Origin of the sequence: Bradyrhizobium ivorense (assembly GCF_900696085.1) — a bacterium.
Lineage (GTDB): Bacteria > Pseudomonadota > Alphaproteobacteria > Rhizobiales > Xanthobacteraceae > Bradyrhizobium > Bradyrhizobium ivorense.
In genome coordinates this window covers 108,143-130,772 of sequence record NZ_CAADFC020000028.1, presented here as the reverse complement: position 1 = coordinate 130,772, position 22,630 = coordinate 108,143, and the positions used below count along the sequence as shown (strand labels likewise).

At 60.7% G+C, this 22,630-nt stretch carries 20 protein-coding genes and 1 tRNA gene; 12 read left to right on the top strand and 9 right to left on the bottom strand.

The features are described 5' to 3' along the window. The first annotated feature begins 7 nt into the window (after positions 1 to 7). The 4 genes from CI41S_RS31810 to CI41S_RS31795 all read left to right on the top strand — a co-directional run bounded on the left by CI41S_RS31810 (position 8) and on the right by CI41S_RS31795 (position 6,242). On the top strand, positions 8 to 1,696 hold the full coding sequence (locus CI41S_RS31810) for a caspase family protein (RefSeq protein ID WP_139863066.1): 1,689 nt from the start codon (positions 8 to 10) through the stop codon (positions 1,694 to 1,696). Positions 1,697 to 1,731: 35 nt separating this feature from the next. After that, positions 1,732 to 2,463, top strand: coding sequence for a DUF4384 domain-containing protein (locus CI41S_RS31805; protein WP_139863065.1), 732 nt, complete (start codon positions 1,732 to 1,734; stop codon positions 2,461 to 2,463). 108 nt (positions 2,464 to 2,571) lie between these two features. Further along, positions 2,572 to 3,285 (top strand): hypothetical protein, encoded by a 714-nt coding sequence (locus CI41S_RS31800; protein ID WP_139863064.1) that lies wholly within the window; start codon positions 2,572 to 2,574, stop codon positions 3,283 to 3,285. A gap of 257 nt (positions 3,286 to 3,542) precedes the next feature. Next, positions 3,543 to 6,242, top strand: coding sequence for an adenylate/guanylate cyclase domain-containing protein (locus CI41S_RS31795; RefSeq protein WP_139863063.1), 2,700 nt, complete (start codon positions 3,543 to 3,545; stop codon positions 6,240 to 6,242). Between the two features lie 31 nt (positions 6,243 to 6,273). Here the strand turns inward: CI41S_RS31795 and CI41S_RS31790 are convergent, their stop codons facing one another. Together CI41S_RS31790 and CI41S_RS31785 are read right to left on the bottom strand one after the other, a co-directional pair. Beyond that, a complete protein-coding gene (locus CI41S_RS31790; protein WP_139485547.1) occupies positions 6,274 to 6,774 on the bottom strand; it encodes a hypothetical protein in 501 nt (166 codons plus the stop codon). A 405-nt stretch (positions 6,775 to 7,179) separates the two neighbouring features. After that, entirely contained in the window at positions 7,180 to 8,022 is an 843-nt protein-coding gene (locus CI41S_RS31785) for an autotransporter outer membrane beta-barrel domain-containing protein (protein ID WP_139863062.1), read from the bottom strand. A gap of 148 nt (positions 8,023 to 8,170) precedes the next feature. On the opposite strand from CI41S_RS31785, the gene CI41S_RS43805 reads away from it, so the two are divergent. Continuing rightward, positions 8,171 to 8,953: a hypothetical protein gene (locus tag CI41S_RS43805; protein WP_172628266.1), complete on the top strand. Its 783-nt coding sequence runs from the start codon at positions 8,171 to 8,173 to the stop codon at positions 8,951 to 8,953. Next, entirely contained in the window at positions 8,934 to 10,937 is a 2,004-nt protein-coding gene (locus tag CI41S_RS31780; RefSeq protein WP_172628265.1) for a tetratricopeptide repeat protein, read from the top strand. Before CI41S_RS43805 ends, CI41S_RS31780 begins: the two co-directional genes overlap by 20 nt. Before the next feature lie 394 nt (positions 10,938 to 11,331). Here the strand turns inward: CI41S_RS31780 and CI41S_RS31775 are convergent. From CI41S_RS31775 to CI41S_RS31745, 7 genes are all read right to left on the bottom strand, one after another. Beyond that, positions 11,332 to 11,407 (bottom strand) — tRNA-Lys (locus tag CI41S_RS31775). A gap of 186 nt (positions 11,408 to 11,593) precedes the next feature. Beyond that, positions 11,594 to 12,184 carry a Spy/CpxP family protein refolding chaperone gene (locus CI41S_RS31770; protein ID WP_139863060.1) on the bottom strand — a complete coding sequence of 197 codons (591 nt, stop codon included), beginning with the start codon at positions 12,182 to 12,184 and terminating at the stop codon, positions 11,594 to 11,596. A gap of 122 nt (positions 12,185 to 12,306) precedes the next feature. Beyond that, positions 12,307 to 13,590 carry a TRAP transporter large permease gene (locus tag CI41S_RS31765; protein WP_139485549.1) on the bottom strand — a complete coding sequence of 428 codons (1,284 nt, stop codon included), beginning with the start codon at positions 13,588 to 13,590 and terminating at the stop codon, positions 12,307 to 12,309. After that, positions 13,590 to 14,162: a TRAP transporter small permease gene (locus CI41S_RS31760; protein WP_139485550.1), complete on the bottom strand. Its 573-nt coding sequence runs from the start codon at positions 14,160 to 14,162 to the stop codon at positions 13,590 to 13,592. Before CI41S_RS31760 ends, CI41S_RS31765 begins: the two co-directional genes overlap by 1 nt. 195 nt (positions 14,163 to 14,357) lie before the next feature. Continuing rightward, the gene (locus tag CI41S_RS31755; RefSeq protein WP_139863059.1) at positions 14,358 to 15,362 is read right to left on the bottom strand and encodes a TRAP transporter substrate-binding protein; all 1,005 of its coding nucleotides are present in this window, start codon (positions 15,360 to 15,362) and stop codon (positions 14,358 to 14,360) included. A 315-nt stretch (positions 15,363 to 15,677) separates the two neighbouring features. Continuing rightward, a complete protein-coding gene (locus CI41S_RS31750) occupies positions 15,678 to 16,925 on the bottom strand; it encodes an OpgC family protein (protein ID WP_139863058.1) in 1,248 nt (415 codons plus the stop codon). A gap of 121 nt (positions 16,926 to 17,046) precedes the next feature. Next, on the bottom strand, positions 17,047 to 17,265 hold the full coding sequence (locus CI41S_RS31745) for a hypothetical protein (RefSeq protein ID WP_139863057.1): 219 nt from the start codon (positions 17,263 to 17,265) through the stop codon (positions 17,047 to 17,049). Positions 17,266 to 17,777: 512 nt separating this feature from the next. On the opposite strand from CI41S_RS31745, the gene CI41S_RS31740 reads away from it, so the two are divergent. From CI41S_RS31740 to CI41S_RS31715, 6 genes are all read left to right on the top strand, one after another. Continuing rightward, positions 17,778 to 18,755: a helix-turn-helix domain-containing protein gene (locus CI41S_RS31740; protein ID WP_139863056.1), complete on the top strand. Its 978-nt coding sequence runs from the start codon at positions 17,778 to 17,780 to the stop codon at positions 18,753 to 18,755. A gap of 194 nt (positions 18,756 to 18,949) precedes the next feature. After that, positions 18,950 to 20,593: a cytochrome-c oxidase, cbb3-type subunit I gene (gene ccoN / locus CI41S_RS31735; protein ID WP_139863055.1), complete on the top strand. Its 1,644-nt coding sequence runs from the start codon at positions 18,950 to 18,952 to the stop codon at positions 20,591 to 20,593. Between the two features lie 6 nt (positions 20,594 to 20,599). Continuing rightward, the gene (gene ccoO, locus CI41S_RS31730) at positions 20,600 to 21,343 is read left to right on the top strand and encodes a cytochrome-c oxidase, cbb3-type subunit II (RefSeq protein WP_172628264.1); all 744 of its coding nucleotides are present in this window, start codon (positions 20,600 to 20,602) and stop codon (positions 21,341 to 21,343) included. Further along, the gene (locus tag CI41S_RS31725; RefSeq protein WP_139863054.1) at positions 21,340 to 21,510 is read left to right on the top strand and encodes a cbb3-type cytochrome c oxidase subunit 3; all 171 of its coding nucleotides are present in this window, start codon (positions 21,340 to 21,342) and stop codon (positions 21,508 to 21,510) included. Before ccoO ends, CI41S_RS31725 begins: the two co-directional genes overlap by 4 nt. Continuing rightward, positions 21,501 to 22,379 carry a cytochrome-c oxidase, cbb3-type subunit III gene (gene ccoP, locus CI41S_RS31720; protein WP_139863053.1) on the top strand — a complete coding sequence of 293 codons (879 nt, stop codon included), beginning with the start codon at positions 21,501 to 21,503 and terminating at the stop codon, positions 22,377 to 22,379. The genes CI41S_RS31725 and ccoP overlap by 10 nt, the downstream gene beginning before the upstream one ends. Continuing rightward, on the top strand, positions 22,376 to 22,630 hold the full coding sequence (locus CI41S_RS31715; protein ID WP_244626746.1) for a hypothetical protein: 255 nt from the start codon (positions 22,376 to 22,378) through the stop codon (positions 22,628 to 22,630). Before ccoP ends, CI41S_RS31715 begins: the two co-directional genes overlap by 4 nt.

Genomic DNA, 22,630 nt, shown 5'->3' with positions numbered 1-22,630 from the left:
GCCAGCTATGCGCGCTTTAAATACGATACTCCTGGTCGCGATGGCCTGGTTGTTGCTGTCGACGCAGACGAGCCTGGCCGCCTCGCCCATCGTCCTGCACCTGCAAAATCCCGATGGCGGGGCCATTCGAGGCCTCATCATCGGCATCGATGCCTATGAGCATGTTCGTCCCCTCAAGGGATCCGTCGCGGATGCGAGGGACATTGAACAGTCGCTTCGGCAGATGGGAACCAACGACGTCATCACGCTGACCGATGCGCAGGCAAATCGCAGCAGCGTGCTGCAACACATCAGCGATCTCGTTCAACGGACCACGTCCAACGACCTCATCATTCTGTCGATCGCCGGCCACGGCGCTCAGGAGCCGGAAACCATCAAAGGGTCCGAACCTGACGGTCTTCAGGACGTTTTTCTGCTGCCCGGTTTCGCGCCTACTCCGGAAGGTTCGCGGCAACGCATTCTGGGCAGCGAGTTCAACCACTTCATCCGGCAGTTCGAACTGCGCGGTGCAAAGGTTCTGTTCGTGGCCGACACCTGTCACGGCGGCGGCATGGCGCGGGACATCGATCCTCGCGCGGCAGAGATGAGCTTCAGACAGGTGTCGAAATATACGCTGCCCGTCGACAAGCTCGTTCCGGTGACAAACGAATCCGATCCGGTCAGTGACCTTGATCTCGACCGCACGGCGTTTCTCGCGGCCGTCGATCGCAACACCAAGGCGCCCGAGGTCAAGATACCCGGGATCGACGGACTTCGCGGCGCGTTGAGCTACGCCGTGGCGCGCGCATTCGAAGGTGGCGCCGATGCCAACCACGACGGCAAGGTTACGTTGAAGGAATTGTTCGCCAACGTCCGACAGGTCGTCTACCAGTTGTCCGACCAGCGCCAGAACGTGGTGACAAAGGCTTCCCCAGGTCGTTCAGTCGAGAGTGACGTCGTATTCCAGCTGGCGCAGGGACCGACCTTGGTCGCGGCGCCCGGCCCGACCGTTCCTCCCAAATCAATGATTCCCGCGCCACCCGCTGCGCTGTCGCGTGACCTTGCCGTTGCTCCAGCCCCCACGGAAATCTCTGCACCCATACGGTTGGCCGCACTCGGCAGCAGAACCAACAATCTTGCCAAGCTGACCTCCCGGAATGCCGCGATCGAGATCGTTCCGCCTGTCGACAATCCGGATCTCATTTGGGACTCGAAGTCCCGCGATGTCATTTCCTGGGGTGATGTGGTCGCCTACGGGATTGATGAGCGCGACCTCGTGTCGGTCATCGACCGGACTGCCGCCATCAGGGAATTGAAGAGAATTGCGACCAAGACCCCGCAGACCCTTCGCGTTGCACCCGATGATGGCCAGTATCACAAGGGCCGCACCGTTCAGATCGAACTTTCCGACGTCACAAGCCGGGCCATCATCCTGTTCGACATATCTGGGGACGGTACAATCCAGATGCTGTATCCGCTCGGTTCGGATGCTCCGATCTCTCAAACCGGAAATCTGCGTTTGCAGCTCAAGGTACGCGAGCCGTTCGGTGCGGAGCAGGTCGTTGCGGTCACATCGACAAAGCGATTGCCCGATCTCGAGCAGGCAATTCTTCAACTGGATCGGCGAAAGGCCCCTGGCCAGCTCATCAAGATATTGAACACGTATCTCTCCCCCGACGCGCGTGTGGGGTCGATTGGTTTCTTCACTGCACCGTGAGGCGGCTTATGCGGGTCTCAAGTTCTCTCAGGTGCATGACGGGCTTCGTTGCGATGGTGCTCGCACAGAACGCCGTTGCGGCTGTTCTCATCCTCGAGGGAGCGGCTCCGCAGCCAGCAAACCCTGGCCCTGCCATGACAACGCAGAGTCCCGCGCAGCGCGAACCCGTTCCAGCGAACCAGGAAATCCTCAGACCCGCGGCTGCTCCGGCAGATGCTGCGCCGCCCTCCACGGAGGCTGTCGCTCCCCCGCCGGCAAGCCCGAGCGACCTCAGCACGGTGAAGCTGACCAACCCCGCCGAAATCGCCATCGACATGTTGCCCGGCCAGACCGTCAGCATCGGATCGCGCGTCTCCTTCCGGATCACCAGCAAGCGGCCCGGGTATCTCGTCCTCATCGACATCGATGCCAACGGACACCTGTCGCAAATTTATCCGACCACCGCCTCGCTCGTACAAACCTCCAAGCCCAACGGAAACTTCATGAAGGCGGGCACGCTGACCATACCCCTTGCAACCGGCCAGAATGGCGCAACCGAATACGTGGTTACTCCGCCGAAGGGTAACGCCATGGTCGTCGCGGTCTTGAGCGCTCAACCGGTTCAACTTCTCGATTTGCCGGACGCGCCGCCAGGAGCCCGCAGCCAATCCGACGTACTGGCTTATCTTGTCGAACGGACAAGCGAACTACGCATTCCGGACGACGCGACGAGCCGGTTGCGGGAAAATCGCTGGTCCTTCAATGCAAAGCCGTACAGTATTCAGTAGTCCCGAAGCCGCAACGGCCGGTGCCAACAGCGGATGGACACTTGGCGGGACGGCACGAAGAAGATGAGACTGCCGAGTATCAAATTCGCAGGCCCCCTCGATTGGCCCATGATAGGCGCCGTATCGGCGCTAACGGTCGTTGCTGGCTTCGCGATCTTCGAAGTGAGTGGTTTGATCAGGTCCGGCACGGAGCCGGTCAGGAAACAACCCCAGCTTTCACGGTATGAAAGGCCCGTCGAACGATCGATCTATGAACTTCCGGGCTTCGGCACTGGCGGTTCGACCGAACCGCCGCCAAGTTTTCCGCTCATGCGATTGATAGATCCCGATCGCACCTATTCGATCGAAGGCGGAAATCCCCCCCTTGATCCACCCCCGCCGCCGACGCAATCGAAGAAGACGCCTCCTTCAACGGCTCCAGCGAAGGTGGAAGCTCGTGGCGATCCCAAGACGGCAAAGCCGGTCGCACAGGAAACGAAATCGGCCGCTCTGGAAGTCAAGCCGGTTGCCGTTGAACCACAACCACGTCCCGTTCCCGTCCAGTGGCGGGTCATAGTCACGTCGAAAGCGAGCTATTTCAATCTGGGCGGCCATGTCAGCAGCGCCGGAATTGTCGATAGTCTCGCCAGCGGCCACTTGAGAGACGCTCTCAAGGTGCACAAAAACTTTCCGCAGCTCCCTTCCGACATCAAGACGCATATACTTACTCAAGACATCAATCTTCCAAAAATCGCACCGTATCGCGGACTGCTCGGCATCAGCGATAAGGTGATGGAGGAAGAGCAAGGCATCAGATTCGAGCGTGTTGCTGCCAGAGGGTAGGTTCGGCCCATCACCTGTTGGCAGCCGCGCAGACCTGTGGCGTCCGTGAAGCTAGACCGCGCTGTGCTTCGGCCAGCTTAACAACACAACATAGTCCACTTTGTTAGAGAGGCCCTTTCGACAAACTGGAGAGATTTCATGAGTGATTGTATTGCAGCATTTTTTATCTCGCTGTTCATCCACGCAATCTCGGCTAATCCGACACGCAGCAATTCTATCCGCGCGGCCCGGCAACGCCCAACACATGCGCATTGCGCATGAGCTCTTCAATCGTAGAACGGCGACTGGCAGCGATCATCGCCATGGATGTGGTCGGGTACAGCCGCTTGATGGGCGTTGACGAAGTCGGCACGCTGATGGCTCTCAAGGCCCACCGTGCTGAGCTTCTCGATCCCACGATAAAGGACAACGGTGGACGGGTCGTCAAGACTACCGGCGACGGACTGCTCCTTGAGTTCGCGAGCATCGTCGATGCTATCGGCTGCGCGATAGCGATCCAGCAAGGCATGCTGGCGCGGAACGCATCGGTGCCCGCAACCGAACAAATCGTCTTTCGCATCGGAGTGAATATCGGCGACATCATTATCGACGGTGATGACATCCTGGGCGACGGCGTCAATGTCGCCGCCCGGCTCGAAGCACTGTGCGAGCCCGGCGGTGTATGTATTTCGCGCGCTGCCAATGAACAAATTCGCGATAAATTACGCCTCTCGTTCGCCGATCTTGGCGAGCATACCGTCAAGAATATCGCGCGCGCCATCGGCGTTTTTGGCTTGGCAGCCAAAGATATTGCCGCGTTGCCGGAACCGAAAATTCGCGGATCTCATCGCAGTCTTCCCGCCGGGCCGAGCAAATCGACGGTCTTGGCACCTGCGCATGTTGCTTATCCCTGGAAGCGCCGCTTGGCCTTCGCCGGTTTAGCATTCGTGGCTTTTGCAGCTTGTCTCGGCGCGTGGTGGATGCGTCGCGAAGCCGCAACAACGGCGCCTTCGCCCCTGGCCTCCCAGCTCCTTTTGGCCCTGCAGAGACATAGTCCAGGAAGTCTTGCGAACGCCAGGATCGACGAGGTTTCGGCGTATGCGGCCTCGCCGCTGCATCGCGCGCTTGCCGCGCCCCGCGGCCGGTCGGGAATCTGGCATACCGCCAATTGGCCCTCGCGCGAAATCGCTGAAGAAAAGGCGCTGGAAAAATGCCTCCAATTCTACGATGAGCCTTGCGCCTTGATCGCCGCAGATGACGGCGTTACGCCGGCCGACAATGGCATTTGGCCAGTTCGCGATGCGCCGCGTGTCCGTTATGCCGGAGTGTTTAATCCCGAGCGTGTTCCCGCTCTACGCCAGGAAACCTTGCTGCGTCCGGAGATCGCCGAATACACGACGCTCGCCGGTCCAAAGGCTGCGGCGTTTCATGCAACTGGAATATTGATCCTGGTGACTGCAGCGGCGAGCCAACGGGCGGCGGAGGAAAAGGCGTTGAAGGACTGCAACGCCGACCCCGCTCGCAATCCTCCGGGTGGACCATGCTATCTGTATGCCGTCCAAAACAGGGTCGTGCTACCGCTGAGGCTTACAGCGCCAATGACGCCTGACTCAACAGCAGCCCCAGCGTCTTCGTCGGCCGCCGACGTTGCTTCCGCCAATCCCGTGATCTCCCCCCGCCAGAGCCCGGCCGATGTTTTTCGAGCGGCATTGTCCGCAGCAATAACGGACATTGCTCCCGCGATGTCCGAGCAGGGTCGACTGGCCACAGTCACAGGTTACCACGCGGATACCAGTCACAAGGCACTCGCGGTCCATCCCCCGGGCAATAGTTGGCGATCGGCGGATTGGCCGAACGAGTCGGCGGCCGAGCAAGGCGTGCTCGAGGCGTGCCAGCTGCGATATGGCGATCCCTGCGTCCTGGTGGCGGTAGATGACAGGATTCAGAGTAAGCCTTCGGGCGGATACTGGCAGACGCGGCCGATGCCGCGCGCTGCTTATGATGGCCCCTTCGATCCACAGCAAATTCCTCTTCTGAGGGACGCGATGCGTCAGCGCCAGGACGTTGTTGACTACAGGAAGAAAGACGGTCCGAAGGCCGCCGCCGTCCACCCGTGGAGGCGCATCTTCATCACAACGGGGGCAGCCTCGCAGCACGATGCGGAGGTCGCTGCGCTCGCAGATTGCAATTCTGATCCGACGAGAAAAGGCCAAGACGGGCGATGCTGGCTTTACGCAGTTGGCGATCAGGTCGTACTACGGAAGCGTCTGCAATCAGCAATGACGCCCGCGGTCTCGGCCCCGGATGCTCCGCAATCGAGCAACAGCGTCAAACCCGACGCAGTGCCTCGCAAGAGTCCGGCCGAAATATTCCAAGCCGCACTGTCGTCGTTGACGGAGGATCTGGCACCTGCCATGCCGGATAATCGCCGTCTCGAGCAGATCATGCTTTACCATGCCGCGACGAGTCATAAAGCCCTTGCTGTCCACCCACCCGCCGACAGCTGGCGATCGTCGGATTGGCCGAACGAGGCGGCAGCCGAGCAGAACACGCTCGAAGCGTGTCAGATGCGTTACGGCGACCCGTGCATTCTCGTTGCAATCAACGAAAAGGTTCAAGACTCGTCATCGACTGGGTATCGACGCCCGAGATCGATGCCGCGCGTTGCCTATGACGGTCTATTTGATCCGCAACAAATTCCATTTGTGAGAGAAGCAACGCGTCAACGCCAGGACGTTGTCAATTATAGAACAGGCAGCAATCCCAAGGCCGTGGCCGTTCACCCGTGGGGACGAGTTTTCATTGCGACAGGCGCAAGTTCGCAACGCACGGCCCAGGTCGCGGCTCTCGCGGATTGCAATAGTGATCCCTCAAGGGATGGTAAGGATGGTCCGTGCTGGCTCTACGCCGTCGACGATCAGGTTGTACTTCCAAGACGGCTGAAGGAGCCGCTAAGCGCCGCATCAGCAACTCGCTGATCCGTTTTGGCGGCGATTCCCGGTCTTCTCATTACCCACGATGCTGGTAACCGACTTCGCGAACCACCGAGAACTTCTTCGGATTGCTTAAATTGAATTGCGGCACTCCGCTGCGCACACCCGGAGCCAACGCTTCCGCGTCAGGATACTCCATATGCTCGTTGTGCCTCAGGTTCGGGAGAATTTTCGCGGGGCGGTTATCACTAGCGGCGGCAAAGAACGTACAGACCTTTCTCTTCAGCTCCTGAACGTCCTGCCCTCTTTCAGTCAGCAATAGTTCAATTGAACTCCCAGGAGACGTCGGCAAAATATTTGTGCCTCCTGACGTCCGAGTCGAACCGCCCAAATCGATATCATCAGGGTCAATTCTTTCGCCCGCGGCCAAAACGACCAGTCGATAGCCGTGGGTCAAACGTCCCTGGTGAAAGCCGATTGTTCGTTCGATGGTAGAAAAATCATGGAGATCCTTCAGATACTTCCAAAGCGTGAAATTGCCCTTGATTGTCAAAATACCGAAAGCCGGCCGAAACATCTGCGAACTCCGAAATTTGTCCGTCTGGTTTCATGCATCAAACAGCACTTCGCTGTAATCCGTGTGTGGCCGGTACAGCGCCCCGCGACTGTATCAATAATGCGAGTGGAGGGCGATCATCCCAGTGGTCGCGACAATTCCCATGTCCGTGGCCCGAGGCAAAATAGCCGACAGGCTCGGCCACCCCCTTCGCAGGAGCGGCGCCGCATGCTTTGGGTGGCCGACCGGTCGGCTGGTCGCGATCAACGCCGCTAGCTCGCCTCGGCTTTTCGCAGGGGGCAGCACGCTGCTCCGCAGCAAACGCCAGTCAGCATCTGCAGTGGAAGGAATTAAGTCCGGCCTTTCGGCGACTCGGTTCGGATATTTGAAAGCAAGTTGCCCGCAACCGAATTTCGCTTCTCGGCATCAAAACTGAAGTCTGCCACCAATCCGTCCGCCGCCGCCGATGAGATCCTGCCCTCCTCTGACGTCAGCCTGTATGAAGGTCGACAGGCCGCGGCCCCAGTCAAAGTTGAAATTGAAAACTCCCAGTCCTCGCAATTTGCCCTTGTCCGCTAACACGCCCGTTGCGGCCGGTATTGAAGAATCCAAAACATACCCGGAGATTGCAAAGTCATCGTACGCCAACGCAGATATCGTTGCGGTCGTGACAACTTTATTCCAATTGGAAGTCAGTCCGAACCTGACCCCGCCTTGAACGCGCGAGTACTCACCGTTCTGAAGGCCCAACGGTATGCCGGAGCTCCCGTAGATCGACCTCGAGTATTGGAGCCCGATCGTCGGCTCCAACCAAAATGCATTCCCGAAGGTGTAAAATCGATAGTTGAAGAATTGCCCAACCGTGACGTTATCCATGGGGGTCGAGCCGACCGGCGCGGTTAGCGTCGGATCGGTCTGATTGAACGTCAACAGGTCTACCTTAAGATACGTGTCTGTAGAAAAAGCACCCAGAAAATACTTGGCATATGCTCCCACGGAGGGGCCAAACATATTGATTCGTGTCGCTGAGTTGGTGAAGGTCACATTCGCGTTCGAAACCCCAGTCAAGGCGCCGACAAGCAGGGTCCCGTCGATCTTTCCCAAGTCACGGAACGTCCAGTCCGCGCCGATCAAAACGCCCCAGGTACGCGTGAAACGCGTAACATCCACGCCGCTCCCTGGAGCGACATTGCCATGCTGTTCGTAATCGCCGTAGGCTTGGCCCCAAACGGCCGGTGAAACGACCGCCGGGGGCAAAACCACCGGCACAAAATTTGTGCTGGAGGCGGTGACGTGCGTTCTTCGCGGACGAACACAACTGCCGTTACGCAGCTCGAGACCGTCTGGACACTTCGTGAGCTCCCCGGCGCCCCGTTCGCGTACGGCACGGGTCGTTTGATCATTGATTGTACGCGTCGTGCTGTTCGCCGCGACGCCAGACGAGCTCGATGCAGTCGAGGTGCCGCCACTGCTTGATCCGCCAGACGAACTCGACGCAGTCGAAGTGCCGCCACTGCTTGACCCGCCAGATGAACTCGACGCAGTCGAAGTGCCGCCAGTCGATCCACTGGACGAGCTGGCCACCGTCGAAGTGCCGCCAGAGGTCGATCCGGCGGAAGGGCTCGACCCAGTCGAGGTGCCGCCAGAGGTTGATCCGCCGGACGAGCTTGTCCCAATCACAGTTGCGGTTGGCCCGCTTTGCGTCGGTGTCGTCGGCTGCACAGTCGGGACACTCGCAGGTCGGAAGCCACCACCAGTACCTGAACTACAAAGTGTGGGAGTGGCGGCACAATCGATCGCAGGCGGCAGGATCGGGTCAGGTAGCGAAGCTTTTTGCGCAAGGCTTTCGGTGGCGGAGATCGCGGTCAACACCGCTGCAATGCACAAGAGCGGAAAAATCCTAGGCGAAACAATCATAAAATATTTCCTAAAAAACAGAGGGAGCTTAGTATGGAGGGAACTCGGCGTCTGTGACCGAAACGCCACAGATTTTTTTTATGTTGATCGCCAATATGAAGGCTCCCTTTTTTTGGGTGTTTTTCGCTGTCATTTTTTTATCGTCGACGCCGCTTTTGGCCGATCGGGACGATGGGATCCTGTGCGCGCAATCGGCAAAGTCCCCGGATCGAAGTATTCCGGCGTGCACTCGTTTGCTAGCTTCGAAATTGCCGAACGCGGATTTGTCCGCGATTTTCAATGATCGTGGGGTGGCTTGGTACGTTAAGGGTAGATTCGATTCCGCCGTCTCCGACTTCACCCAAGCCATCGACTTAAAACCTGAATTTGCAGCCGCGTATGTGAATCGGGGACTCGCTTGGCGGCGCCTGAATAGTCCCGCAAAAGCTTTGGCCGACTTTTCGACTGCTCTGGAAGTCGACCCCAACAATGTAGATGCTCACAGCGAGCGCGCTGCGGCCTTGTATGACCAGGGAGAAATTGAATCGGCTATCGCGGATTATGATGAGCTTATACGACTACGCCCCGATTATGTGAGAGCGTATATCAATCAAGCCGCTTGCTTCGAGTTGAAATATGAGTTCGACAAGGCGCTTGCTCAAGTTAACGAAGCAATGCGCCGCGCCCCCGATGACCTGGAAATCCATCATCGGCGCGCAGAAATACTCGTTCGAAAGAATGATTTTGAAGCAGCACTTGCTGAATTTGAGTCCATTTTAAAGCTCGCCCCCAAAGACTGGCGTGCGCTTGCAGAGCGGGGGGACTTGAGACGAATCCAGCGGCAGCTTCCCGCAGCACTGGACGATCAGAACTACGCATTGAAGATCAAGCCCGATTCTTCCGTGATTCTAGCTCGTCGCGGAGACGTATTTAAGGATATGGGCGATTTCGAAAAAGCAATTGCGGACACAAGCAAGGCCATTTTGCTGGATAATACTAACGCTGACGCGTTCGCAACTCGTGGCGACGTTTGGCGACTGAAAAGTAATTTCGCGCGAGCCAAGAAAGATCTCAATAGAGCGATCGAGCTTCAGCCCAAGGACCCCGAGAACTTTACGCTTAGAGCCAATATGTCGTTGGATGAAGGTGCGCTCGATTTGGCGCTAACCGACTACGACGCCGCCCTCCGCCTACAGCCAAGCTACGTGGCGGCCATTGTTGGTAAGGGGCGTGTCTACGAAGCAAAACGCGACAAATCGACTGCGACGAAATTATATCAACGAGCGTTATCCCTCCCTTCCGCAGACCCGCGAACGAGCATTTCGGCACAGTCCGAAGCTCGATCGCGCCTCAATGAATTCCAGCGCATAGAGCAGGCGGAAGCATCCGCAAAGGAGGAAGCGCGCTCGCTGGCGAACGCTAAACAACTATCGGAGATTGAAGCCAAGGCGAGAGCTGAAGCCGAAACGAAGGCCAAACTCGAGTATCAGCAGCGATTGGCTGCCGAAATCCTGGCTCGAAACGAGACCGCTGCGTTTGAAGCGCGAAACAAGCAAGCTGTCGAAGAAGCCCGCCTGGCTAGCGAAGTTGGCATACGCGTGGCCCTTGTCATCGGGAACTCGGCCTATGAGGCCGTTCCAATGCTTCCGAATCCGCAGCGAGATGCAGAAGCTGTTGCGGCGGCATTCAAGAAGTTGGGCTTTCAAACCGTCATTCCAGGACGAAACCTCACGCGTGCAGAGTTCCTGAGCAAGATCCGCGAGTTTGAAGATCTGGCCGCAGCCGCGGATTGGGCCGTCATTTTTTACGCCGGGCACGGTTTGGAGATGAATGGACTCAATTACCTTCTCCCCATCGATGTTCGTCTTCTGTCGGACCGAGATGTCCAGGACGAGGCAATCTCGCTTGATCGCATGCTCCAGGCTGCCGAAAGGGCAAAGAAGCTGAGGTTGGTCATTCTGGATTCGTGTCGGGACAATCCATTTCTGTCGACAATGCGTAGAACCGTCGCCACCCGATCTATTGGGCGCGGATTAGCACGCATTGATCCGGAAGTGGGGACCTTGGTCGCCTATGCTGCTCGAGAAGGCCAAATCTCTCGGGACGGCAATGGCGATCACAGCCCATTCACGACCTCATTTCTGAAAAACATTGTTGATCCCAAGCTGGAGATCAACATGCTCTTTCGTCGTGTGCGAGATGAAGTCCTTCAGGAAACGCAACGTCGCCAAGAGCCGTTTATGTACGGTTCACTCCCAGGCGAGAGCTTTTACTTCGCGATAAGATAACATCTCCTCGTTTGGTCGAGCGACGCCAAGGTGCCGGTGCAAAATTGCACGGCAATTCATGATTTGGAGTTGCGCGAAATTCAAAAGCCGCCGAACGCTGCCAGCTCGTTTGGTCGATCAGCACGCACGTGCTCTATCGGAGTGGTTGGACACACAGTCCGCGCGCGACAGCAATGGCGATAACGGAGCCTGGCGCCTGAGGCCGTGCCGGTCGCTAATGTTCGTCGATGGTGCCGGCGAACTTGACCAGAAGCACGACCAGGCTTGGCGCGGCAGCTTATCTCCTCTCGACGAGGACGCGTCGCACACCGTGTGACCACGAAAAGCGTCGCATGAGCGCAATTTGTTCCATCGGCTAAAATGTAAAAAGCCCCGCAGGGCCAATCCTTACGAGTGGTGGGCGCACCAGGGCTCGAACCTGGGACCCGCTGATTAAGAGTCAGCTGCTCTACCAACTGAGCTATGCGCCCGGAACTTGTCCGGAAATGACCCTCGCAAGAGGGCCGTCGTTTAGCAAAGCGATTCCGGTATGTCCAGCAAGCTGGACGATTTTTCCTGACTTTTACCGGCCTTGCGGACGCGCCGAAGGCCGCCGGATTCCGGCGACCTTTCAGCCACTTGACCGACCTCCTGGCGAGGCCGCCGCGACCCGCTGCTCAGAGCCGGCCGGAACGCTCCTGGTCGCCGCCGCCGTCGCGGTCGTAGCGGTCATGGTCGAAGCCGCGGCCGCCGCGCTCCCAGCGGTCGAAACCGCGCTCGAAACGGTGGCGGCGCCAGCCCTCGGCGCCGAACCCCCGCCCCTCCAGATGGGTGAGCAGGCTCAGCCGCCGCTTCTGGCCGTCGTCGAGCGTCTTGTAGAGCGGCTCGGCGGCATCGGCGATCTGCTTCAGCGACGCCGCGGTCGCCGCCATGCTGTCGGCGCGCTCGCGCAGGCGGGCGACCGGATTATCCCCCGTCTCGGCCTTGCCGGCGTCGGACTTGTCCGCTTCCATCCGCGCATTGGCCCGATCGATCCGCATCTTGGCGAAGTCGCGCACCGCAGCCTCGACCGGCGGCCACAGCTTCTCCTGATCCGGGCTGAGCTTCAGCCCGGCATGCACGGCGGCGATCCGCGCGTCGAGGAAGGCCGCCCGGTCCTCCGGGCTCATCCGCATCGGACCATGAAACCAGGGACGATGCTGGGCATAGACCACGGTCGATCCGGCAATCGTGAGCGCCGCGACGCCGGCGAGCAGAGCTTTCTTCATACCAACCTCCTTTGAAGGTTGCTCGAAGATGATGCGTCTTGCCCCCGTCTTCAACTTACAGATTGGTCAGGCAGACCTCTGTTACCAAGATGTAACGCCGTTCATGGCCTGCAGAAACATTTCTAAATCATTCCCAACAATCGCGGCAGCCACAGCGAGATCTCCGGCACGTAGGTGACGAGGCCGAGGAACACCAGCATCGCGCACAGCCACGGCAGCACCGCGATGGTGATCTCGCTGATCCCCATCTTGGCGATACTACTCGCGATGTAGAGGTTGAGCCCGACCGGCGGGTGGCACAGCCCGACCTCGGTGTTGACGATCATCAGGATGCCGAGATGCACCGGATGGACGCCGAGCTTGGTCGCCAGCGGAAACAGGATCGGCGCCATGATCAAGAGGATCGACGACGGGTCCATCACGTTGCCGGCAAGCAGCAGGATGATGTTGACCACCAGCAGGAACATCCAGATCGAGAAGTTCTTGTCGATGATCCAGGCCGCCATCGCCTGCGGGATCTGCTCATGCGTCATCAAGAACGAGAACAGCACCGCGTTGGTGATGATGTAGAGCAGCATCGAGCTCATGCTCGCCGCCTGCAGCAGCACCTTCGGCACCTCGGAGAGCTTTAGCTCCTTGTAGACAAACACAGTGATGAAGAAGGCATAGGTCGCGGCGACCGCGGCGGCCTCGGTCGGCGTGAAGATGCCGCCATAGATGCCGCCGAGCACGATGCCGATCAGCAGCAGGCCCCAAAGGCTCTCGCGGAACGCCTTGAACTGCTCGCCGATCGTCGCCCTCGGCATCTTCGGATAGCCGTTGCGCTGCGCCACGACGAAGGTCACCGCCGCCAGCATCAGCGCCAGCACGATGCCCGGCACGATGCCGGCCATGAACAGCGCGCCGATCGAGGTGTTGGTGGACACGCCATACAGCACCAGGATGATCGAGGGCGGCACCAGGATGCCGAGCGCGCCCGAGGTCGAGATCACGCCGACGCCGAACCGCTTCGGATAGCCGTGATCGACCATCGCCGGCATCATGATCGAGCCGATCGCCACCACGGTGGCGACGCTGGAGCCCGAGATCGCCGCGAACATCGCGCAGGCCGCGACGCCGGCGAGGCCAAGGCCGCCCGGCAGATGGCCGACCAGCGAGGTCGTGAACGCGATCATGCGCCGCGCCACGCCGCCGCGGGTCAGGAAGGTGCCGGCCAGGATGAAGAACGGGATCGCCATGATGCCGAAATTGTCGAGGCCCGAAAACAGCTTCAGGCCGACGCTCTCGATCGGCACCTGCGTCATGGTGAACAGGAAGGTGAGCACGGTCAGGCCGAGCGAAATCGAGATCGGCATGCCCGTCAGCATCAGGGCGAACAGCAATACGAAGATGATGGTGGCGTTCATCACGCTTCTCCAAGCGCGACGGGCGCGGTCTTGCTGGTCTCGACGCCCTCGACATGGGCGGCGTCATGATGCGGCAGGTCGTTGTGGAACCAGTAATTCCAGCACACCTGCAGGAAGCGGAAGCACATCAGATAGGAGCCGAGCGGGATGCAGGCGTAGACGATCCAGCTCGGGATCTCCATGTCGGGCGACACCTGCGTGGTCTGCATCAGCTCATAGACGAACTTGGCGCCCATGGTGCCGACGATTCCGGTGAACAGGGCGCCGCCGAGCAGGCCGAACAGGATGACGCCCTTCCGCCAGCGATCGTTGAGGCGGTTGATCAGGACGTCGACGCCGACATGGACGCCGGCGCGCACGCCATAGGCGGCGCCGAACTTCGCCATCCAGATGAACATGTAGATGCAGAGTTCCTGCGACCAGGCGAGGTTGATGCCGAACAGGTACGGATACAGGAACGGCACGTCCACCAGGAAGCGGTGCAGCACGGTGACGAAGGTGAGCAGCGTCGCGGCGCCCATCAGGCTTGCGATGATGATTTCCTCAAGCCTGTCGAGAATCTTTAGCAGCATTGATCTCCCCAGTGGTGGCCGCCCCATCGGCCAGAGCGCTCCCTCTCCCCGTTCTTACGGGGAGAGGGTTGGGGTGAGGGGCTCTCTCCTCGCGCACGATGATCCGTTGCGCCCGCGGAGGCTCCCCCTCACCCGAAATTCAAGCTTCGCTTGAATTTCGACCTCTCCCCGCAAGCGGGCGAGGTGTTTACGGCCTCAGTTCATCGGGCTGCGGTCGGTCTCCTTCAAAAACTCGTCGATCAAGGGCTGACCGACGCGCGAGGCGACGTCCTTGTAGACCGGCATCATCGCCTTGCGCATCGCCTCGTCCTGCTCGGGCGTCAAGCTGACGATCTCGGTCTTGCCGGCCTTCTTGATGTCGGCGAGCGCGTCCTCGTTCTCCTTGGCGGACTGGCCGTTGCCGAACTCGGTGGCTTCCTTCATCGCCTTGGACAGCTGATCGCGGACGTCGGCCGGCAGGCCGTCCCAGAACTTCTTGTTCACGACCACGACGTAGCCGATATAGCCGTGGTTGGTGGTGGTGGCGAATTTCTGCACCTCATGCATCTTCTGGGTGTAGATGTTCGACCAGGTGTTCTCCTGCCCGTCCACGACGCCGGTCTGCAGCGCTTGGTAGACTTCCGAGAACGCCATCACCTGCGGGATCGCGCCGAGCGCGCGGAACTGGGCTTCCAGCACCTTCGACGACTGGATGCGGAATTTCAGCCCCTTGTAGTCGGACGGCGCCACCAGCTTCTTGTTGGCGGTCATCTGCTTGAAGCCGTTGTCCCAGTAGGCGAGACCGGTCATGCCCTTGTTGTCGAGCAGCTTGAGCAGCCGGGCGCCGAGCGGGCCATCGGTGACCTTGCGCAGCGTCTTGAGGTCCGGGAGGATGTAGGGCAGATCGAAGACCTCGAATTCCTTGATGCCGATCGGGCCGAACTTCGAGTTCGACGGCGCCAGCATCTGCACGGCGCCGAGCTGCAGCGCCTCGAGCTCTTCCTTGTCCTTGTAGAGCGTCGAGTTCGGGTAGACCTCGACCTTGACCTTGCCGGCGGTATATTTCTCGGCCAGTTCCTTGAACTTGTCGGCCGCCTTGCCCTTCGGCGTGTCGGACGCCACCACGTGGCTGAACTTGATCACGATCGGCGACTGCGCCGAGGCCGGTCCCACAAAAGTCAGCGCTGCGACCGAAGCCGCAGCCAGAATGAACTTACGCATTTTTCCTCCCGCGTAATTGCGGAGCGCGAACCGCCGGCCCCGAGACATCCGGTCGCACCTTTACAGAGAAGCGACCGCGAATGCCATTGCCCCTTTAGCAGGGTCTGATTTCATCTTTGCTGCACCGCAAAATACGCTGCAGCCAGTGTCCGTATCGGCCGTTGCGACCGTTCGATGACACCCCGCTGTGCCCGGTCGTGGCGGCGAGGTCAATGACGGGTGCGGAAATGACCAATTCGCGGAACGCGAACGCTCGCGGCGGTTGCCGTGTGAAGGCCGACGACATCCGGATTGATCTCGATCAGCGCACGCACATCAAAGGCACGGCGCTGTGGGAAGCCGCGGGTCGACCCTGTCCGAATTGACGCCTTCGCGGTCGCCGCTGCCAGGAGACGCCGGTTTGACCTTCTCGATCGACTCCGTCCGCCGGGACCCTCGCTCACGATTGCCGCCAATTGCGCCAAGCAGCATCGCGACGAGGATCATCACCAGGATTCCGGCAAGGCTCAGCGCGATCTGCATCGCGAGCCGGTCGGAGATGTCGAGCAGCGTCAGGTGGCTGGCGAGCGCCAGCAGAACGCCGAGACAGTAGATCGGCAGTGAGTTCGCGCCACAGCTCCGCGCCCGGCGAAGCACCGGCGTCGACAGCCCTCGCCAATCCCGAGGGACCAGCCGTAGCGCGACAATTGCAAGAGCCAGAAAATGCAGCAGCCGCAACGGACTGAGATTCGATTTGTCCAGCGGGAAAAGCAGGTCCGTCAACGCGTGCGGGACCACGGACTTGACGCCCCAGCTCAATGCAAGAACCAGGCTGAGAGCCAGATAGAGAACCGCAACAACAAGCGCCGCGCGCGAGGTCAGCCACGGCCGGACTTTGTCGCCCGCGACGACCCACCACGCGCCGATCACGAACAGCAATTGCCAGGCCAGCGGATTGAAGTACCAGCTGCCGTTCGGCCAGGCTGGAACGCTCCAGCCGAACAGGTGCACGAGCGCATAGAGCAGCAGCGACCCGCCAAGCGTCGCGTTTGGCGCCCGCAGCAGCAGCCAGAGCAGCGGTGCGAACAACACGTGACCGAGCACGAAGACCGGCAAGATGTCGGTGTTGACGGGGCGATATTGCAGCATCGCAGCATGCGCAAACGTCGCGCCCGGCTGTTCGAACAGAATCCGCGTGTTGCTGTCGTCGGCAAGATCATCGCTGCCCGAGAAGTAGACGAGGACGGCGCAAGCGAGCGTGAGCAGCAGGAACGCGGCATAGATGTCCCATCCCCGCCGCAGCGATCGTCCGATCATGCCCCTCCAGCCCTCGCGCTGGCGCGCCCTGCCGTAGGCCAGCGCGCAGGTCACGCCCGAGATCAGCATGAATATTTCGGCGGCATCGCAGAAGCCGTAGTTGCGGGGCGTCAGCCAGCTTCCGATGTTGTTGGGAACATGATCGAGAAATATCCACCACAGCGCGATGCCGCGACAGACATCGAGGCGCAGGTCGCGGCCAGCCCCTTCAAACTCCGGCGGGGCTTCGCGGAGCAATCGCTGCGGGCCGTGCGTTCGATCATGCATCTGTCGACCTGTCCGTATGCCCGCACGCCTTCATCAGGCGCGCTTCGATGACGCGTCTGGGTGCGCCGGCAGTTGCGTGCCGCGCGGGTCGCCGACCAAGAGGATGCGGTTACGTTCCCACCTATCCGGTGATTGGCAGTTCTTTCGTCGCCCAATCGTTCGCCTGATCGCCGGCGTCGGAAGGATCGCCGTCCTCCCGAGGAGCTTGCAGGATGTCGTCGCTGTCAACCGGGATCAGAAGCGCCTTGCGCATTTCGGCGAGGCGAGCACGGCAGAACTCACGGTACAGCATGTCCAAAATGGTGGGCATGATCGAACCCTCACACTTGATCATCACCATTGACGTCGCACCTGACAAGAATTGCTGATTTCACCCGGCAGCAGAGCCGGGAGTAATGCGTGTCCGCAGTTCTCAAATGACGATGTGGCGGCCGTGCGACACGAAATCGGTGTCAGGGGCCAGCCAAGTTGTGCAGAACAGTCCGCCCGCAGATCGTTGAGTTCGATCAGTCGCGAACGGCGTCGTGAAGCTGCATTTGCGCTCGCATTCTGCAAGGGATGCCGAAATTGACCTCCAAAGCAGCAATTACAAATAGAGCCATCACGACCATCTCCTCTTAAAGGAGATTTTTGGCACGACTTGCACAGTCAGTATGCCTGAATTTTCAGACCGGCTACGTGAACCAGCTCACACCGCACGATCACAGATCATTGAGACTATCAGGCGAAAGGCGTAGCTTCTTGGACTCATGCGCACATTGCGAGGGAGGCGGTGCGCGAATTGCAAATGCGGATACCAGACAGCAGTCGCAAGCGTTCATCCCGTTGTCCTGTCAAGGCGGGAGGTGCCCGATGTCTACGAACGCAGCCGATCTCGTATCGCATCGATTCTCGACGCGCGAGCTTCCGGGACCAATGCGGCTCCCGCTATGGCGCGAGAGCTTTGTGCGAGGGATCGTTCACGCCGATATCGAGCCGCTATCGAGCGCACCGTTTCAGGCCGAAGCAAGGCTGCAGGCGATCCAGGGCCTGCGCTCGCTCGCACTGAAAGGCTCCGCGATGCGCTTCAAGCGCTTGCAGCCGAACATCACCGATGGTGACGATTCGATCGGATTCATCGTCTGCTCCCGCAGCAGAAGTCAGCTCGCGCAGCGCGGCCAGGACGTCGAGCTTCGCGGCGGCGACGCAATCGCAATCCTGCATTCGGAGCCCGCCATCGTCACCTATGTCGACGGCTTGCTGCTCGGGCTGGCCGTGCCGCGCGACGCGCTTGCGCAGCGCGTGACCGACGTCGAAGGCCTCGCGATGCGGCCCATTTCGCGCAGGACTGAAGCGTTTCGACTCCTGATGGCGTATCTGAGGTCGGTGTTCAAGCAGCGAGCGCTGGCCGCACCCAAGCTGCGCGGCACGGTCGTGGCTCACATCCATGATCTCGTCGCGCTCTCGATCGGCGAGTATGCTCCCCTGGGCGAGAGCGGTGCCAGCGCAGTGGTGGCCGCGCGCCACAGCGCCGTGCTCGCCTACATCGCCGCACACTTTCAGGACCCGGGGCTCAGCGTTCAGGCTGCGGCCCGCGGCCAGGGCATCTCGCCGCGTTACCTGCAGCGCCTGATGGCGTCATCGGGATCCTCATTCACCGGGCATGTCAACGAGTTGCGTCTTCAACAAGCATTCAAGTTGTTGTCCGAGTTCAAGGCCGGTCCGCAGCGCATCTCCGACATCGCGCTTGAGGTCGGCTTCTCGGATGTTTCGCATTTCAACCGCCTGTTCCGGGCGCGCTTCGGCGACTCGCCGAGCGGCGTTCGCGCCGCCGGACGGAATTCGATCTGAGACGCGGACTCTGCGCGCTATCTGCATCGCCGGGGCAATCCGCGGTGTGCACGAAAGTCGCCGCCTTGATCTAAGTCAACGAAGCACTGCCCCAAATCGCTGAATGAAGGACTTGCGCTTGGCCAGCCTGGGCAGGCGTCTTACCGCGTGGAGTGAAGGCAAATGCGTCCATTCCTGACCGCTCGCAGGCTGCCATGATTGCCCAACTCACCCGGAACGAGCGGCAGACCGCCATTCTGATTTGCCTCATGGTCGCGAGCTTCGGATTTCTGCTTGGCGTGGCCGGCCGGGATGATCCGATCGGCATTCACGGTGCGCTGATCCTTTTATTCTGCGTCCTCATCATCTTTCGCATCGGCAAGGATTACTACGCCCCTGAGCCGTCGGCCGAACGGTTCGCCCATTACTATGACGATCCCAGCAAGGCGGGCATCGTTCTGGCGATGGCATGGGTCGTTGTCGGGCTTGCGTTCGGCGACTGGGTGGCGTGGCAACTGGTCTATCCGGACCTGACCTTCGGCGGCGGCTGGTCGAGCTTCGGCCGGATCCGCCCGGTCCACACCACCGCCGTCATCTTCGGCTTCGGCGGCAACGCCCTGATCGCGACCTCGCTCTACGTCCTGCAGCGAACCTCGCGCGCACGGCTGCCCGACCAGCTCAGTCCCTGGTTCGTGCTGATCGGCTACAATCTGTTCTGCCTGCTCGCCGTCACCGGCTACATGCTGGGCATCACCCAATCGAAGGAATATGCCGAGCCGGAATGGTACGCGGACCTCTGGCTGGTCGTCGTCTGGGTGGTGTATTTCCTGATCTATCTGCGGACCCTGGCGCGGCGCAAGGAGCCGCACATCTACGTCGCCAACTGGTACTACATGGCCTTCATCGTGGTCGTGGCCATCCTGCACATCGTCAACAACCTCGCGATCCCGGTCTCGCTCGGCCACGCCAAGAGCTATTCCGCGTTTTCCGGCGTCCAGGACGCCATGACCCAATGGTGGTACGGCCACAACGCCGTGGCGTTCTTCCTCACCGCCGGCTTCCTCGGCATGATGTATTACTTCCTGCCGGTGGTGTCGGGCAGGCCGATCTTCTCCTACCGGCTGTCGATCATCTCGTTCTGGGGCATCACCTTCTTCTACATGTGGGCGGGGTCGCATCACCTGCACTACACCGCGCTGCCGCAATGGGTGCAGACGCTCGGCATGACGTTCTCGCTGATGCTGCTGATCCCGTCCTGGGCATCCGCGGGCAACGCGCTGCTGACCCTCAACGGCGCCTGGCACAAGGTTCGCGACGACGCGACCTTGCGCTTCATGATGGTCGCGGCGGTGTTCTATGGCTTAAGCACATTCGAGGGATCGTTCATGGCGATCCGATCCGTCAATTCGCTGTCGCACTACACCGACTGGACCGTCGGGCACGTGCATGCCGGCGCGCTGGGCTGGGTCGCGATGATCACCTTCGGCTCGATCTACGCAATCGTACCCTGGCTCTGGAAGCGCACCGGCCTGTACTCCGCGCGGCTGATCGAAGCGCATTTCTGGCTCGCGCTGTCGGGCACCGTGATCTACGTCTTTGCGATGTGGAATTCCGGCATCATCCAGGGACTGATGTGGCGGACCTACAGCGATAGCGGGACGCTGGCCTATTCCTTCGTCGATTCCCTGATCGCGATGCGGCCCTATTACATCGCCCGCGCCTTCGGCGGACTGCTGTTCCTGATCGGCGGCTGCGTCGGCGCCTACAACATCTGGATGACGATCAGGGAGCCCCGCGAAGCGGCGGCGCGAACCGGCGATCTGCCCGAGCCAAGGCTCGCCGCGCAGCCGGGGGAGTAGACCGTCATGTCGATCTTCGGATTTCATTACCGGCTGGAAAGCAAGGCGATCGGTCTCGTGCTCGGGATCGTGCTGGTCGCCAGCATCGGCGGGCTGGTCGAGATCGCGCCGCTGTTCACCATCCACCGCACCGTCGAGGACGCCCCGGACATGCGGCTCTACACGCCGCTCGAGCTCGCCGGCCGCAACATCTACATCCGCGAGGGCTGCTATGCCTGCCATTCGCAGATGATCCGGACGTTGCGCGACGAGGTCGACCGCTACGGCCCCTACTCGCTGGCGGTCGAATCCAAATACGACCACCCGATGCTGTGGGGCTCCAAGCGCACCGGCCCGGACCTGGCGCGGATCGGCGAAAAATACTCCGACCAGTGGCAGGTCGCCCATCTGATCAATCCGCGCGACGTGGTGCCGGTGTCGGTGATGCCGGCCTATGACTGGCTGCTGTCGACCGATCTGCGCACCGACGATCTGTCCGCGCACCTCAAGGCGCAGCGCGCGGTCGGCGTGCCCTACACCGACGACATGATCGCCAATGCCGCGCCCGACGCCTACGGCCAGGCCAATCCGGATTCGGCGCGAGCCGAGGGCGTCACCAAGCGTTACGGCAAGGCGACCACGGTGCGCCCGTTCGACGGGCTGCCCGGCCGGCTGACCGAAATGGATGCGGTGGTCGCCTACTTGCAGGTGCTCGGTCGCCTCACCGACGCGGCCCGCAAGCCGGTGGCGCAGGCAGGAGCGGTGCAATGACCATCGAACACGACGTGCTCGTCGGCTTCTCCAAATCGTTCGGCCTGTTCTACCTGATCGCGCTGTCGATCGCGGTCGTGATCTATGCCTGCTGGCCGTCCAACAAGCAGCGGTTCGATCGCGCCGCGCAGTCCATCCTCGACGACAGGGACACGCCATGGCGGTAGAGGAACGCGACAGCCACACCGGCTATCTGACCACCGGTCATGAATGGAACGGCATCAAGGAATTGAACACGCCGGTGCCGCGCGCGGTGTATTTCTTCCTGATCATCGCCTTCCTGTTCTCGGTCGGCTACTGGATCCTGATGCCGGCCTGGCCGCTGGGGGTGACCTACACCAAGGGACTGCTCGGCATCGACCAGCGCAACATCGTGGCGGACTCACTGAAACAGGCGGCGACCGATCGCAGCGTCTGGACCAACAAAATCCAAACCGAAAGCTATGCCGCGCTGCTGGCCGATCCGAAAATGATGGCGATCGTGCGCGAAGTCGGCCGCCCGCTGTTCGGCGACAATTGCGCGGCATGTCATGGCCGCGATGCCAAGGGTGGCCCCGGTTTTCCGAACCTGACGACGTCGTCGTGGCTGTGGGGCGGCAAGCCGGACGACGTCTTCAATACCATCCGCGTCGGCATCAACGCCGCGCACAAGGACACCCATGTGTCGCAGATGCCGGCGTTCGGACGCGACGCGATGCTGCCGCGCGGCGACGTGCTGAAGGCAGCGACGTTCGTCTATTCGCTGTCGAACCCCGGCGCCAAGAACCTCGATCCTGCCGCGGTCGCGGCCGGCAAGAAGGTCTTCGCCGACAATTGCGCGTCGTGCCACGGCGACAATGCCAAGGGCAATGTTGAACTCGGCGCGCCCGATCTGACCGACAAGTTCTGGATCTACGGCGGCAGTCTCGACGCCATCGACACCACGGTGTGGGGCGGCCGCCAGGGTCACATGCCGAGCTGGGAAGGCCGCCTGTCCGAGCTCGACCGCAAGATCCTCACGCTCTATCTGCTCGACAAGCGGACCGAGGCGCCATGAACGAGCTCGCCATGACCGGCAGACAACCACGCAGACGGGCCCTTCTCCTGCTCTGGATGCTGTTCGCTGCCGCCGTCGTCCTGGTCTTCGTCGCGGCCAACGCCCACCTGATCTACGTCGCCGCCATGTCGCAACCTGCCTGCGTGACGCATCTGAAGCACGGCCAGGGCGATGCGGCGCGCGGGCAGTTCAGCGCCGCGGTGTCGTCATGCGCGCCGCCGGCCGTCACTCACTCCCCAGCAACGGATTAA